This window comes from Candidatus Pantoea communis (genome assembly GCF_011752685.1).
GTDB lineage: Bacteria > Pseudomonadota > Gammaproteobacteria > Enterobacterales > Enterobacteriaceae > Pantoea > Pantoea communis.
The window spans coordinates 12,642-27,062 of record NZ_VWXC01000019.1 but is presented as its reverse complement, the minus strand read 5'-3'; the positions used below and the strand labels follow the sequence as shown (position 1 = coordinate 27,062).

The 14,421-nt window shown below is 50.7% G+C and carries 12 protein-coding genes and 1 pseudogene; 6 read left to right on the top strand and 7 right to left on the bottom strand.

Going from position 1 to position 14,421, the window contains the following annotated elements:
* Window positions 1-19 precede the first annotated feature (19 nt).
* From F3J37_RS21155 to F3J37_RS21135, 5 genes are read left to right on the top strand one after another with little or no spacing between them, the layout of a single operon-like run.
* Window positions 20-415, top strand: coding sequence for a TIGR03757 family integrating conjugative element protein (locus tag F3J37_RS21155; RefSeq protein WP_166935525.1), 396 nt, complete (start codon window positions 20-22; stop codon window positions 413-415).
* Complete coding sequence (locus F3J37_RS21150; RefSeq protein WP_370662137.1) at window positions 412-1,389, top strand: TIGR03756 family integrating conjugative element protein; 978 nt, start codon at window positions 412-414, stop codon at window positions 1,387-1,389. Before F3J37_RS21155 ends, F3J37_RS21150 begins: the two co-directional genes overlap by 4 nt.
* Before the next feature lie 8 nt (window positions 1,390-1,397).
* On the top strand, window positions 1,398-2,852 hold the full coding sequence (locus F3J37_RS21145; protein WP_166935523.1) for an integrating conjugative element protein: 1,455 nt from the start codon (window positions 1,398-1,400) through the stop codon (window positions 2,850-2,852).
* A gap of 14 nt (window positions 2,853-2,866) precedes the next feature.
* The gene (locus F3J37_RS21140; RefSeq protein WP_240154149.1) at window positions 2,867-3,232 is read left to right on the top strand and encodes a hypothetical protein; all 366 of its coding nucleotides are present in this window, start codon (window positions 2,867-2,869) and stop codon (window positions 3,230-3,232) included.
* Window positions 3,232-4,740 (top strand): conjugal transfer protein TraG N-terminal domain-containing protein, encoded by a 1,509-nt coding sequence (locus F3J37_RS21135; RefSeq protein ID WP_166935519.1) that lies wholly within the window; start codon window positions 3,232-3,234, stop codon window positions 4,738-4,740. Before F3J37_RS21140 ends, F3J37_RS21135 begins: the two co-directional genes overlap by 1 nt.
* 31 nt (window positions 4,741-4,771) lie before the next feature.
* On the opposite strand, the gene F3J37_RS21130 is transcribed toward F3J37_RS21135, so the two are convergent.
* The 3 genes from F3J37_RS21130 to F3J37_RS21120 all read right to left on the bottom strand — a co-directional run bounded on the left by F3J37_RS21130 (window position 4,772) and on the right by F3J37_RS21120 (window position 7,506).
* Window positions 4,772-5,194, bottom strand: coding sequence for a DUF3742 family protein (locus tag F3J37_RS21130; RefSeq protein ID WP_166935517.1), 423 nt, complete (start codon window positions 5,192-5,194; stop codon window positions 4,772-4,774).
* Window positions 5,195-5,744: 550 nt separating this feature from the next.
* Window positions 5,745-6,557: a nucleotidyl transferase AbiEii/AbiGii toxin family protein gene (locus F3J37_RS21125; RefSeq protein ID WP_166935515.1), complete on the bottom strand. Its 813-nt coding sequence runs from the start codon at window positions 6,555-6,557 to the stop codon at window positions 5,745-5,747.
* Window positions 6,511-7,506, bottom strand: a complete 996-nt coding sequence (locus F3J37_RS21120) for a type IV toxin-antitoxin system AbiEi family antitoxin (protein WP_166935513.1) — start codon at window positions 7,504-7,506, stop codon at window positions 6,511-6,513. Before F3J37_RS21120 ends, F3J37_RS21125 begins: the two co-directional genes overlap by 47 nt.
* A gap of 457 nt (window positions 7,507-7,963) precedes the next feature.
* On the opposite strand from F3J37_RS21120, the pseudogene F3J37_RS21115 reads away from it, so the two are divergent.
* Window positions 7,964-8,404, top strand: a pseudogene (locus F3J37_RS21115) (DUF2913 family protein); the annotation flags it as partial.
* A gap of 11 nt (window positions 8,405-8,415) precedes the next feature.
* Here the strand turns inward: F3J37_RS21115 and F3J37_RS21110 are convergent.
* The 4 genes from F3J37_RS21110 to F3J37_RS21095 form a co-directional block, all read right to left on the bottom strand.
* A complete protein-coding gene (locus tag F3J37_RS21110) occupies window positions 8,416-9,441 on the bottom strand; it encodes a tyrosine-type recombinase/integrase (protein ID WP_166935670.1) in 1,026 nt (341 codons plus the stop codon).
* Between the two features lie 569 nt (window positions 9,442-10,010).
* A complete protein-coding gene (locus F3J37_RS21105) occupies window positions 10,011-10,922 on the bottom strand; it encodes a hypothetical protein (protein WP_166935511.1) in 912 nt (303 codons plus the stop codon).
* An 810-nt stretch (window positions 10,923-11,732) separates the two neighbouring features.
* On the bottom strand, window positions 11,733-13,031 hold the full coding sequence (locus tag F3J37_RS21100; protein WP_166935509.1) for an ammonium transporter: 1,299 nt from the start codon (window positions 13,029-13,031) through the stop codon (window positions 11,733-11,735).
* Window positions 13,032-13,092: 61 nt separating this feature from the next.
* Window positions 13,093-14,418, bottom strand: a complete 1,326-nt coding sequence (locus F3J37_RS21095; protein WP_084931594.1) for an FMN-binding glutamate synthase family protein — start codon at window positions 14,416-14,418, stop codon at window positions 13,093-13,095.
* Window positions 14,419-14,421: the final 3 nt, after the last annotated feature.

The window sequence follows — 14,421 nt, the reverse complement described above, 5'->3', positions numbered from 1 at the left end:
ACCGTAACGGAGATCTGCTATGCGACTCAGGTTATTACACTCACTTTTCCTGCTTATACCGTTTCAGCTGATGGCCGGCACCGTTGTATATACCGATGCCGGACATCCCCCTCAGAATCTGACCGAAGAAAGCTCGGTTGTCTGGCTTGATGGCCCCGACCGCCTGCAGGATTCTATTTTCGGCCAGTTAGCTGCCGATCCGCAGCTGGCCGCTCAGCAGGCCCGCGAAATCATTCAGTCACCGCAATGGCCCGGTCAGCAGGAGCAGATTGCTCAGGCGTACCGGCAGGTTGTGCATGCTTGGGAGATCGGCCTACATAAGTTCCCTGCAGTCGTTTTCGATGATCGGGATGTGGTTTATGGCACGGCCGACATTGCCCGGGCAGCCACGCTTCGCAGTCAGGGGGGTAAATGATGCGCTTCTCCCCCGGAACACATTTAAATGCCGCCGGTGTTGCCACCGTGCTGGTAGCAGCTGCGACGCCGGCCACGGTCTCTGCCATTAATACTGCCGGCATCATTGCCAGCGCCATTACCCAGGACTGCATCAGCTGGCGCGTCAGCGGCATCTGTTACTGGCTGATGTGTACGCCCTTTGGCTGTTCAGTGAAAACCTCCGTTAAAGTGACACACTTCATTCCTGAAGTGGTGGTGTCCACCTACACCGGCCCGGGCGGGAATCCCTGGACAGAGATGGCGTTTATGAGTGGCGCGTCCGGTACGATCGACAACGCGCTGACCAGCGGTGCGCCAGCCGGCGGCGGTAATGCCGCCGATATCAAGACGCCCGGGAAGCGCAAGTCGAACATCAAATTCAAATACGCCGATGCGATAGGCCACCCTGCCACCTCCGTCATCGGCGGCAGTATTGCCGGTTATTCGTGCGATACCGCCGCCACGCCATTTAATCCCTACTATCTGAGCACGCTGGACTCACTTGTCTGGCGATCGGGATTACCTGAGTCACTGTATCCCGAAGCTCTGATTCCCGGCCAGCGCGAATTGGGCAGCCAGACCAGCGCAAACATGTGGGGCAATATCTACCCCCGTTCCGGCTTCGTCAGCCAGACAGACGATGATAAAGCCTCCGCCGTGGTCGCGCAGCGGGTCGCAGACATTATCACCCGCTCCGGGCAGCCCCACGTTTACCAGGTACTGAAGGGCATGCACAAAGCGGGCTACTGGCCGCCCGGAGAGGTTAAAGAAAACACGGGCACGGCGAATCATAAATGGCAGCGCCTGTCACCCACGCTTTCCGCTTCCTGCGCCGCCTTTCCTGACGGCGCGTATCCCATTGCTCAGGACGGTAACGAAGCGTATGCGCTCTGGCAGCCCTACAGCTGCTGCAAGCGACGCGGCCAGACCTTCCTCTATTCAACTGACTTCTGAGAGGCACAATGTCACCAGTTAAATTTAGATCGACCGCTCTTGCCCTGTGCATTGCGTCCGTAGCGTCATCCGCGCAGGCGGCTGATGATAATCAGTCCGGCGCTTTCGGTATTTCACTGCCCTCCGTGAACAACAGCGCCATAGGCTACGGCAAGGACGTCAGCGGCGCAGTTTCTGACAAGCTCTACTATACGCTCGGCGGCGGCTCTGTTATTTCGCAGCCGGCAACACGCAGTAGCATGCGTAAAATTGGTATGAGCGCAGGCTGGAGCAGCGACCTGATGTGCGGCAACTTCGATCTGAAAACAACCGTCGGCAATCAGCTTAATGGGGTAACAAACGGTTTTAAAAACCTCATGGGCGACGTGGTGCAGAACGCCACCGGTGCCGTCGCCAGCCTGCCGGCAATGATTATCCAGCGTGCCAATCCCGGCCTGTACGACATGCTCACAAACGGCGTGCTGCAGGCAAACGTCTCTTTTGATAAAGCCCAGCTCAACTGTCAGAACATGTCGAAGCGCATGATGGATTTTGCCGGCAACAACAAATGGACGCAGGGCGCGGTCATGGATGAATACAAGTCGCTTGTTAACAGCGGAGACGCTGATGCTGTCCGCGTGAATAACTCAGCGGACAAGTTGCAGGGCAACTCAGGCCAGAACTGGATTGGCGGACAGAAACGCGGCGGTCAGGGCCAGCAGGCTATCCGGCCTACCCATGACTTAACCGCTGCGGGGTTCAACATGATGAACAGCCTGCCGGTACTGAGTTCTGATTCAGTCAGCAGCAACAGCTGTAACGGAGGTGCCTGCGGAAAATATGCAAGTGCCGATGAAGCGGCCAAAGCCGTGGTGCAGGTTGTGGGGGACACCTCCCTGCGCACCTGCAGCGACGCATCACAATGTACCAGCGGCGATGACGAACAGCAGCCGGGTGCCACTCAGGCCGGTACCGGCTTTGCGCCCATCCTAGAAGAGACCACCAAAGAGAATACTGAACAGCTTGTCAAACTCGTCAACGGCACCGAGCAGCCTAACGCGACGAACCTGGCAAAACTCAAAACCGGCAGTTTGCCCATCACTGCAGGTGTCATCAGAGCACTTCAGCGTGATCCAGACAACGCCGCCCTGACCGCCCGCCTCGCCGGGGAGCTGGCGATGGCGGATACGGTTGAAACCGCGCTGATTATGCGCCGCATGATTGTTACCGGCATGTCAGAGCCTAACGCTGCCGCTCAGAATGCAGCCATTGAGGAGGGCGATCGTCGCGTTGCGGCCATCGATCGTGAGATCACCGCCCTGAGAAATGAAATGGAGCTCAAGCGCGAGCTTTCCCGCAATTCTGTGCTCACCATTATCGATCGGGAAAACGGGCGTGTTAACAGTAACCCGCAGACGCAAAGCGATGACAGCACCGACAGCCGTATCAACCGTCTGGCCGTTCCTGAGACGGAAAACAACTGATGAGAGCGCAGCCTATGAAAACCGAAAACGGGGCACAACGCGCCTCATTTTTCCGCCGGCACCCCGTGCTGTTTAGCGTGCTGTGTACTGCCGGCGCTCTGCTGGCATTGCTGCTGGCCGGGATCATCGTCGCAGACCGGGCTGTAAGGAATCCTGCGCAGGCCGCTGCGTTTCGTGACTGGATGGAGCACGCCCGCTATGGCTGGCTGATATGGCGTCTGGCAATTTATGGTGCTCTGGCGTGGGGTTTTGTCAAAGTTTTCCGTGCGCCGGGCTTCGGCCCGCAACACCGCCAGCCGCTATTCCGCATTGCGGCTGTCAGCCTTATTTTTGCTGTTGTCTGTGAACTGGTGCTGCTCGGCGGCACGGGAGCGTCCTGATGCTGACTAACAGTTACCTGGAATATTTCCTTACCCTGCTTGGCTGGGTTGTGAACAACGGACTCTGGAATATTCTCATCACAACCGGCCTGTTTGCCGCGCCTGTTGCTTTCCGGCTTATCGGCATCTGGCTGAAAGTGCGTGAAGAAGGAGAAGATGAGGGAAATAAAGGTGCCCTGTCCATACCCCGCATGGAACATGCGATTTACTCCTCTTTTCTGGTGATGATTGCCTGTTGTATGCCGCTGATGAACGTCGATATGAGCACGATAAAATATGACACGTCGCGAGCGCAGAGCTGCGGGACGTGGACGCCAAAAGCGCCCGATGACACGGGATATTCACCGGTCATATCGAGCATTAACGATCAAACGGCTGCCGCGCCGGTCTGGTGGTATCTGATTCACAAGCTGGCAAAGGGCATTACGCAGGCGTCTGTTGCCACAATCCCCTGCCGCCCGGACATGCGCCAGCTTCGTTTTGAGGTTCAGCACACGCGAATTAACAACAAATCTCTCGCGGAAGAGCTGCAGGACTTTACCAACGACTGCTATTCGCTCGCGCTGTATATGTGGAAACGTCAGGATCAAGGGCAGACGAAAGACAAAGTCACGCTGCGTGATATTGAGTGGATCGGCAGCAAAACCTTCCTCAGTAATTATTACGGCAGCCTGCAATCGAAAACACCCCGGGCGGAATTTGCCTGGAACGAAAGCCGAGACAGCGGCAGGCCGGATACCGGCCGGGGTGGCTACCCAACCTGCAGCGAGTGGTGGAATAAAGCTGATAGTGGACTACAGGCTCGTGTTGTTGATCAGGCTGACCCTGGATTGTGGACCCGTCTGTCGGCCGCTATGACCATGATCGGTGGTAATGCGGCTGACTATAAGGAGGCCATTATCCGCCGCCTGGTCAGCCCTGAAAGTCTGACCGTATCGCAGGGGGGACACGTCTATGCCGGCTATGGAGGAAACGCCGATTTTACACTCGATAACTCTGTTTCGCGTGTAGCTGCGATCGGCGGCACCGCGTTAGGCAGTCTGGCAGCGTTCCCGGCATTCGATGCCATGCGCCAGGCGCTACCGATGGTGCAAGCTGTATTACTCATGGCGGTGGTGGTGATTCTGCCGCTTATCCTAGCGTTCTCAGCCTATGAAATTAAGACAGTCATTACACTCACGTTTGTGCTTTTTGCACTGAACTTCCTGACATTCTGGTGGGAGCTGACACGATGGCTCGACAGCTGGCTGCTAACAGCGCTGTACAGTTCTGACACACACAGCAGCTTTAACATGGCCGGATTTCAGAACAGTTCGGATGACCTGATCATGAACTTTGTTATGGCCACGATGTTTCTGGTGCTGCCTGCAGTTTGGATGGGGGCTCTGTCATGGGCGGGCATTAGAATTGGAGGTGCACTTGATGGGGCATTTAGAAATGGCACTGCTAAGGTCGAGCAGAGTGGGGGAGAAGCAGTTAATAAAATGAAAAGCACCGTAAAAATGTAATGACATAATTAGCTTGGGGGCGGCTCAGTCCTCAAGCTTTGTCCTCTTCCTCTTCCTCTTCCTCATTATTAGAGCCAGCTGATGAAAAAATTGAATCATCAGCTGCACCATAATAATAACCGTATCCATCCCGACCATTTCTGTACTCAGGGCCGAACGAAGAGGCTGCTTCATTAGAAGCATTGGAAACTGTGTTATTAAGCTGTATGAAGCGAACCATAAACACAATTCCAGATACCAACAACATAGTCGCGCCCAGAGCGAATCCTGCAACGATGACCAGCATTATTAGCAAAAGAACAGAAAAGGGCACAACTGATTTTCCTATCGATGCAGGTATCTTTTTCCGGTCTGCCCAAGCAACAAAGCGATCATTGGCATCGTAATAGACGCGAGATAAGCGCTTCCAAACAGACGCAGCTTTTGTTCCGCGAGCATATGCGTTGGAACTCATACGTACCTCAATTGAATTAGCCTTAAACTGACGATACCGAAAGTTAACCATAATTGCACATTGAACTTAAACATCGCTTTATAGTTACAACACACATAAATAATCCAGATAACACCAGCCCCGAGCCGAACCTGAAACCCCACGCCCCTCTCAACCCGGACCCGCACCGTACCTGCACACCGGTTGCCCCCACTGACCAGCCGCAGGGCCGGATCAGTGAAGGCTCATAAATGGATGCTGTAACTACTCGGTTCTTCTTTGCTGTGCGTTTTACCGCGGGTTCTTCCTTTCGTCTCCGACCGTCTGACTTCAGTGCGCCTGAAAGGCCGCTGCTTAAACGGCGGTCGGGCAGGACATGGTTTGATTGGCGAGAATAACTTTCGCGGGTAGGAGGTATCGTGCTTGATAAGCTTTAAGTATGAATGATGATGTTTGCACCGTCTGAAATTCAGACGCAACAGAGTGAAGCACAGGCGTTGTTACGGGCTTTCTACACTTCTGCCTGTGCAACCAATTCTCTTATTTCATAATATTGACTCATGGAAGTATGCTATTCAGAATGCTGAATTCCTGCCCAGAAATCTTCCAGCACTCTTTCGATCTCCTCCGGGCTCTCGCTCCGGCTTTGTCTGACCACTGCATCCGTTAACTTCTCAATGTCCAGGGTGAGTAGTTCTTTCATGGAAGCAGCACTTGCGATCACCGCTATATCGCTGCCTAACAAATATGCCCCCATTCTCAGAGTATCCCACGCCAGTTCCTCACCATCGACCGGCGACTCATATATACGGCCATCTTCAATCACGCCATATTCAACGATTATTTTGTATAAATCCGCGGCATCCTTATTGTTTCCTACTCCGCGGTCTCTCCATGCAAAGAGTTTCAGCAGTGCCAGCCCCGGCAGCGAGCAGAACGGGACCGGATGATCTGAAACGACGTTAACTAGCACAGTGTGTCTGAACGCTTCTTCAAATCCATCAACAGCCATGACCACATCTCGATCCGGTGGCCAGGCGACTTTATTGGCTTCTGCAACACCACCAAATGGAATGATATCAAGCTCGACTCCATCCAGAATCAGACGGTGCGCGTTCCCTTTACTCGCCATGGCTCCTGCTTTGATGAAACCCTGTTTGAGCGCATCAAAAAATGCCCATTCTTTAACAAAGACGGCGAAATCAATGTCTCGGGTTCGTCTGCCAACAGGACGGCCATAAACATGGTGAATGAGAATTTCCCGCGACGTCGCACCAGCAATAAAGTAGGGGATTTCGTGAGCGCTGCATATTGTATCTATCTTGCAAAGTAGCTCCTCAGTAGGAGAATAGAGCTGCTTCGCTAAGTTCAAGGTAATTGTCATTAATGATCCTGGCAACTTCGAGTGTTCTGTCATCATGTACGTCAAGCATGTCGGCAAGGCAAAGCATTGCCTTTGCTTTCTCGTTAAGAATGAAACTGCCCCAGAAGCATCTAATCAACTGGAGTCCGGCCTCAGGCACCGGTTTCAGATTCAGCTCTTTACGCCGCTGTAACAGTGAATGAGGTGTATAGATAATCCCCGATCCCGGTATCAAGTAATTATCAGTCAACGCGGCGGCGGCGAGCTCTCCTCCTTTATATTCTCCCTCAGCCAGCGTCAGATGCGCCCATGATTCAGGAGCGGCCACAACCAGTTGATCAAGACGCGGTTTAAGAGCGCGCGCATACTCTTTTATCCAGAGAGTGCAAAGTGCTTCCGGTTCGATAAGACGCCGGCCGCTCTGTGCTTTTCGATAATGCCGGCGCTGTTCCAGCAGTTCAAACCCCTTACTGACCATGCCCAGAGAAATACCTGACAGTTCCGCCAGCTTTCGATAGGGTTTATTCAGTAGGTCAGGCTCTGAAAGCAGCACGAAGAGCAGTTTCATTACACCTTCAGGAAGGCTTCCGGCAGAAGCGATGGCTTTTTCTGCCTGTTTTCCTGCGACGTGCATATACAAGCCGGGAACACTTATCTGCATATTTCCAGCAATATCAATGTAGTTGATGCCGTTTTGTGAGCAGTATTCTGACATTCCCTCAGAGAGCTGATTGCAGATGAGCAGTAAAGGATATTTAGCAGCTTCATCAGACATTCTTCTTATAGCACCCAGCGTGGATATACGAAAAATCTGCTTAATCTCTGTAGCAAAGGTTAATTTCTCCCCTTGGGGGGTTACGATCGTGAGGAGCCCATCAGAATCACCTGTTAGTTCCTCACTTTCGTATTCAGCGCTTAAACCATACGGCAGGTTCTCGATCGCTTTTGATAGCAGCATCTCAGCCTTCATTTGTTCACACCCCAAAGATGTTCATGATTCATGAACATAGTAATATTAAGAACAAAATAAAAGTTATGCAACTCTGAGAAATTAAATCAAAAAAGCGTTGTTTATGCATGTACAGGAAGCCCAGCCACCTGAGATGGGCAGGGGGACGGAATGGCGATAGATGCACAGTGATTCAGTGGTCTGGTTCTCCTCTGCCTTAACTTCTGCAGATGTGATGAAATTCTGGAGCAGGCAGGTTAGGATCTGGCTTAATTAGCACTCAGCTCTAGGTCGACGTACTCCGGAGCATTTACTCAAGACTGAATGAATGGACAATTCTAACCTTTATGTAGACCATCTCGCATGGTGCGCCCTCGTTGCACTCAATATGGCCCGTAAGGCCGGCACGGTAAATTCAGCTGCACAGGAAAATCTTTTCCTGTGCAGGTGGCTGGCTACGGCTTAAAAAAGGCGTCTCTTCAGGCGAGAACTGGCAAGCGATATACACTGGCTTCTGAAGGAAGGAAGGGAGAAGGGTTTACGTGCGGATTTGCCGGGAAAGCTTGAATATCTCTGGCGAGCCAGCAATGGAGAGCTGTTGGAACAAAACGATCTCTTCAGGCTACAGCATATCATGCATGCCATTACGCTGACCGGGATCAGATACGGCGTCCTCACTGAGACAGAATGGGAAGGGCGTCTTGCCACTAAGCTGAATCCAAATATACCCGGGCTGTATATTCGAAAAGCAGGTCTCGCGGCCGGATTTAATGAGGACGGTTATCAGACTAAGCCACTGGAAGTGCGCATTACGGCAGAACTGGGGGCCGTTGATGCGCTACTTTCCCGCGCGGGCTGGCAGAGAACTTCTGAAGAAACAGAACCCTTTCTTCATAAACTTAACACTGCAGTTGTATAAGCACCGAGCTGTCAGACTTTATGCTGCCCCATTAAATCAACCATTGCACCAGCATGCGCGTCCACGTGCCGAATATAACGCATGACCGTTTCCGCTTTCTTCCATGTCCCTTCCTGCATAATCTGCGCAGTGCTGTATTTCTTTGTGGCCATGTCGATTGCTGCGCCGACGCGAGTGCTGTGACCCGACCAGCCGCGGTACCGGTTTTTATTGGGCTTCATGTCCTGGCCAGCACCGGCTACCTGCCAGGCGCGGGCAAAAATGTCCTCGAGCGCACGGGTGGAAAGCGGCCTCTTCGCCTCGACCCGCGCGCGGTTCGTTCTGTGCACGGGACTGAAGATAAAGGCGTCCGGCTCGGCAATCAGCCCGGAGACTGTCAGCCACTCCGTCAGCCTCTGCGAAGACAGGTCGCCCAGCCCCTTAATCAGTCCGCCGGTCATCACAATGGTTTTGGTCCAGGCCACGTCAAGCACGATCCGGCCGTCGGGGGCGCGTGAAATGTCGCGTACGCGGAGCCGTCCCAATTCGCTGACGCGAAGCAGGGTGGCGTAGGCTACGTGCAGAAACGTCAGGTCACGCAGCTCCTGCAGTCGTTCGGAGTCTGACCACCGGGCATCCAGGCTGAGCAGGTCGCCGAGCCGGAACGGGACGGCCTGGCCCGTGCGTTCTCCGGCGATCACCGCGGTACGGTTGATCTTCTTCACCGCACGAAAAACCTGCGGAGAGCGGTTTGGCGGAACCAGCCCAGCGTTACGGTGTAACATCGAGATCAGTGCTGCGTGCGTTGATATCGTTGAGGAAGCGCGTCCGCTGGCCTGAAGGTAAAGAAGATAGTCGCGCAGGCAGGTTGAGGACATGGGCAGAAAAGTGCGGCCGTTTTCTTCAGCCCACTTTGCGCAGATCCGCATCACGCTGAGCAGCTGCCGCCATGTGTTTTCAGAGAACGCTTCCCGATCCTGCACGAACTCGCGCAGCCGGTGGGCAATGTCGCCGTCAGCGGAAAGAGTCAGTGCTGAAGCAGGATGTTTTTTGTTCATATCGTCCGATTTTACAGCCGTCATTATGGAGGCGTTGCTGTGTGAATTCTGAGATACGTTCGGGGATGTTACTCTGCAGAATTTGCGTAGCGCTGCCGTAAAAATCATCAACTCCGCACGATGCAGGTTTGCTAAGGGCACGATCGCCATGGAGATCCCTATCATACTCGGATCTTCAATTGGATCCTATCTTCATATAAGACCTATTATATGAAGTTAATGTTGAATGGATGATTCCATCGTGGCAGGGTGCTCATCAGTGAGGCATTTTACTTTAACCTATATTCTATAAGTTAAGAACTTTGTTAGCCGTTCGGGCAGTACGGAGAAAGTAGCTCTGACTGTCATCAAACGCTAATTATATAAGGTGCCAAATACCTCATAAGTGACAGGTTGCGAAGAGCTAGTGATGGTATAAATAATGTTTAATTTATACTCAAAAAATTGTTCATAAGCTTCGGGTTGTACTATGTAACTTAAGCTAAGTCAGCTAATAAAAATCATATATGAAACACGCTCGGCCGTTACCATGGCCGAGATGTTGACGTGATTTTTAAATTAAAAAAACATTATTTCTTATTGTCTTTGATTGAATCTAAAACTATCTTCATAGTGTTAAGTAGCGAAGTAGAATCAGATTTATTTTGAGCGATCTCTACCGTTGACTGCCCTTTTTCTAATATGAAGTTTCGCTCAGTCTTAGACAAAGACTCAAAAATTTTAAATTTAAGCTTGTCTGGAAGTTCAGCTGACATTACTAACGAAACTTTCTTAGCCTCAATGTTTGTTATTTCATTTTGGATATACTTAATTTCTTGAAGGTTTCGTTTATATAAATTCAGAAAGAAAAAAGATAGCAATTCTATTGCTAAACTGACTCCAGCTTTTGATGATAACTCAAAAAACATAAGTGTATTATCATTGTTTGAATAATTAATATTAAAAACAAAATACAACAATATACTTATTCCTATGGCGGCTATGCTGATGCCAATGAACAAATTTATTCTAGATGTGACATTTAGGGAATTAGATCTAAGAACTAGCCTCTCTTTCATCTCAACAAAATAATCTTCAACCCTAGATAATGTATTATTGTTTTGTATTCTCGATTTTAACTCATCAATATAATTATCAAGTACATCAGATTTTAAAGAATTAAAAACCATGTCGTACAAATCTTTTTTATGATCTTTATTCAAATATCTAGATATATCACCATGAAGATTATCATTGTGTTCTTTATAAGAAGCCAACTGTTCCTCAAGATCATTTAGCCTCTTCCGTGCACTGGCGATAAATGATGTGGGTGCTTCTCCCACACTCCTATTCGAAATGACGCCAACCAATCCAGCAAAAGCCACTAAAATAACTGGTAGAGCAATAAAAAAAGAAGAGTCGCCATTTGTAAGCGCATTTATTATTCTAGATGATAAATTAACTATATTGTCACTAGCAAAGTGCGCGATAGTCCAAAGCAAAAAAAAAAATCATCAACAAATACTTTATGATGCTAGGAATTTTATATAACAAAATAATTCTTCTTCTTTTTTTATTTCCCTTTTATAAGCCTGAGCCTCTAGATAACTTTCTCTAAAAACGTTAGTGGTTTTATTTTGCAAAATCAATCCTTAAATCCATCCAATAATCATCTTAGAGTTGTTATCGGCAAGCGTGTAAAATCATTTAGTTTTTTTGCATTCAAGCCAAAAAAACTTTAAAAGCATAAAGCACTTTCATAAAACAAGTTAATAATTTCATTCTTACCTACGGCCCTCCTAGTAATCCAATACACTTTTGGAATAAAAGAAAATTATTATTCCGGCTTCAGTAATTCATTTATACATAGCCGGATGACTGAACTCCAAGGGCACGGAAGTTTAATACAAACGACGACAAAACACCGTGACAGCAACCATCAGTCAGTTTTGCATAAAAATTATGATGCGAGTATACACTCTTTAACTCTTTGCCACTCAAATTAATGATATTAAAAGGTACATTTTTGGCCTATATTTCTCCGCCCACCGTTCATAATCCATACGCAAAGGATGTCGCAGTTACTTTATGAATAACTAAATGATTGCCATAGCGATTGCTGATGGCAACGTTGTATGGGGGTCAAAGTGGGTTAGCACCGGCATTATCAATAATTTCAGGCCTGAATTAACATCATAAGTACATGCAGTAGCTTGATTCTGTATAATAGAAACGAAGAGATATCCTATTCTTTTTTGCATATGAGAAATTCAAACCAACTAGAAGTTTCACTACAAGTTGGTTTGAATAAATTAGGAATTGCTATGTCTATAACCAACTTCGCCATGTGTAGTGAGGTCTAACCCATCGAACTCGTCTTCGCGGTCCACCCTTAAGCCATTACATAATACGCCTGTAAGTTTTAACGCAATCCAACTGGTGATGGCTGAAAACAGGATACTAAAGACGATCACGCCCGCGTTGACCAACATCTGTTCGCCGATCAAGCGCCCGGCAACAAAACCACTGCCACCTAAGCTAGTCAGGGCAAAAATTGGCGTCAGTAGGCCACCCACAATGCCGCCGATACCGTGAATGGCGAAAACATCAAAGGCATCATCCAGATTTAAACGGTGTTTGATGAGTGTGACGAACGCCATGCAGCAGGGCGCGGTCAGGATGCCAACACAAATGGCGCCCACCGGCCCGACATAGCCGCAGGCGGGTGTAATGCCGACCATACCGGCCACAGCACCGCTGACTATACCCAGCAAGCTGGGGCGTTTTTGCAGCCGCCACTCAATAAACATCCACGCCACGGCACCCCCGAATGCCCCCAACAGCGTATTCAGCACGACCAGCATGGCGTAACCGTTAATCGCCAGTGCGCACCCGCCACAGAAACCCAGCCATCCTAACATCAGCATTGCACCGCCGGTCATGGTCATCGTCATGTTGTGCGGGGTGAGTGCCACGCTACCGAAGTTCTGGCGACGACCGATAATCAGCGCGGCTACTAAAGACGCAATACCGGAGTTGATGTGGACCACATTGCCACCGGCAAAATCTTGCACCGACAAGGCCGCCATCCAACCGCCGCCCCATGCCATATGCGCCAAAGGGATGTAATTGATGGTGGCCCAGATTGCCATGAACACTAAAACCGCACTGAATTTGACTCGCTCGGCGAACGAGCCGGTGATTAATGCGGGTGTAATCGCTGCAAAGGTCATCATAAAGAAGATGTAGACGTACTCAGGCACCGTGCCGACCAGCGAATCAACCGTAATATTCTTCAGGAAAACTTTTTCACCACTGCCTATGACGCTATTCAGCGTTTTGCCATCGGTGAAGGTAAAGCTATAGCCGTACAGCGTAAACAGAATCGCGACCAGCGCCGTGACGCTAAACACCTGCATCAACACGGACAACACATTCTTACTCTGCGCCATACCACCATAGAACAGTGCCAATCCTGGTAAGGTCATCAGCAGCACCAGCAGTGCTGTGACAAACATAAAAGCCGCGTCGCCGCTGTTTAACATTGGCGCGGCAAACGCAGGAAAGCTGCACAGCACAACAGGCAACGCGAATAGCATCGTTCGTTTCATTACGCACCTCAGCAGTAGCAGTCAAAAAAACGCCTCCGCAGAGCAGAGGCGTGAAGGGGAATTATTTCAGGTCCTGACCGGGAATCCAGTTGGTTCCGGCCAGTGGGACGCGTGCCATGGCAGCCGCTTCCACATTTAATGCCACCAAATCTTCGGGCTCCAGATTGTGCAGATGTGATTTACCGCAGGCGCGCGCCAGAGTTTGCGCTTCAAGCGTTAACACCCGCAGGTAATTGGCGAGCTTCTTGCCAGCCAGTTCAGGATCGAGACGTTTGCTCAGCTCGGGATCTTGGGTGGTAATCCCCGCTGGATCCTTGCCTTCCTGGAAGTCGTCATAAAAACCAGCAGCTGAGCCCAGCTTTTTATATTCCTCTTCATAACGCGGATTGTTATCACCCAAGGCAATCAGTGCCGCAGTACCGATTGCCACCGCGTCGGCACCTAAGGCGATAGCTTTGGCCACATCCGCGCCATTACGGATACCGCCGGAGATGATGAGCTGTACCTCACGGTGCACGCCCAGCTCCTGCAATGCCTGAACCGCCAGCGGGATCGCCGCCATGGTTGGAATGCCTACATGTTCGATAAACACATCCTGGGTCGCCGCTGTCCCGCCCTGCATGCCGTCGACTACCACGACATCAGCACCGGCTTGTACCGCCAGTTTCACATCATAATAAGTACGGGTTGCACCCACTTTCACGTAAATCGGCACCTGCCAGTCAGTGATCTCACGCAGTTCCGCGATCTTAATCGCCAAATCATCCGGGCCGGTCCAGTCGGGATGACGACAGGCACTACGTTGGTCGATGCCCTGTGGCAGGCAGCGCATTTTGGCTACGCGTTCAGAGATTTTCTGTCCCAGCAACATACCGCCACCACCGGGTTTTGCACCTTGGCCGAGCACCACTTCGATGGCGTCGGCTTTACGCAGATCGTCCGGGTTCATGCCATAACGTGATGGCAGATATTGATACACCAACTTGCTTGATTGCCCGCGCTCTTCCGGCGTCATACCGCCGTCGCCAGTGGTGGTTGAAGTGCCGACGGCTGAAGCACCACGACCTAAGGCCTCTTTTGCCTGCGCCGACAGGGCGCCAAAACTCATGCCCGCGATCGTCACCGGCGTACTGATCACCAGCGGCTTTTTGGCATAGCGCGTACCGAGCACCACTTCGGTACTGCATTTTTCGCGATAGCCTTCCAGCGGATAGCGCGACATGCTGGCACCGAGAAACAGCAAATCGTCGAAATGCGGCACCTGACGTTTGGCACCCCAGCCGCGGATATCATAGATGCCGGTCTCAGCGGCACGTTGGATTTCGGCAATCACTGAACGGGTATAAGTGGCGGATTCGCGTAACGCCGGATTGTATTTATCACTCATGGT

Bases quoted from the DNA above. Each gene is read 5' to 3' on its own strand.
- F3J37_RS21155 (WP_166935525.1), top strand. From the start codon at position 20: ATGCGACTCAGGTTATTACACTCACTTTTCCTGCTTATACCGTTTCAG.
- F3J37_RS21150 (WP_370662137.1), top strand. From the start codon at position 412: ATGATGCGCTTCTCCCCCGGAACACATTTAAATGCCGCCGGTGTTGCC.
- F3J37_RS21145 (WP_166935523.1), top strand. From the start codon at position 1,398: ATGTCACCAGTTAAATTTAGATCGACCGCTCTTGCCCTGTGCATTGCG.
- F3J37_RS21140 (WP_240154149.1), top strand. From the start codon at position 2,867: ATGAAAACCGAAAACGGGGCACAACGCGCCTCATTTTTCCGCCGGCAC.
- F3J37_RS21135 (WP_166935519.1), top strand. From the start codon at position 3,232: ATGCTGACTAACAGTTACCTGGAATATTTCCTTACCCTGCTTGGCTGG.
- F3J37_RS21130 (WP_166935517.1), bottom strand. From the start codon at position 5,194: ATGAGTTCCAACGCATATGCTCGCGGAACAAAAGCTGCGTCTGTTTGG.
- F3J37_RS21125 (WP_166935515.1), bottom strand. From the start codon at position 6,557: ATGACAATTACCTTGAACTTAGCGAAGCAGCTCTATTCTCCTACTGAG.
- F3J37_RS21120 (WP_166935513.1), bottom strand. From the start codon at position 7,506: ATGAAGGCTGAGATGCTGCTATCAAAAGCGATCGAGAACCTGCCGTAT.
- F3J37_RS21110 (WP_166935670.1), bottom strand. From the start codon at position 9,441: ATGAACAAAAAACATCCTGCTTCAGCACTGACTCTTTCCGCTGACGGC.
- F3J37_RS21100 (WP_166935509.1), bottom strand. From the start codon at position 13,031: ATGAAACGAACGATGCTATTCGCGTTGCCTGTTGTGCTGTGCAGCTTT.
- F3J37_RS21095 (WP_084931594.1), bottom strand. From the start codon at position 14,418: ATGAGTGATAAATACAATCCGGCGTTACGCGAATCCGCCACTTATACC.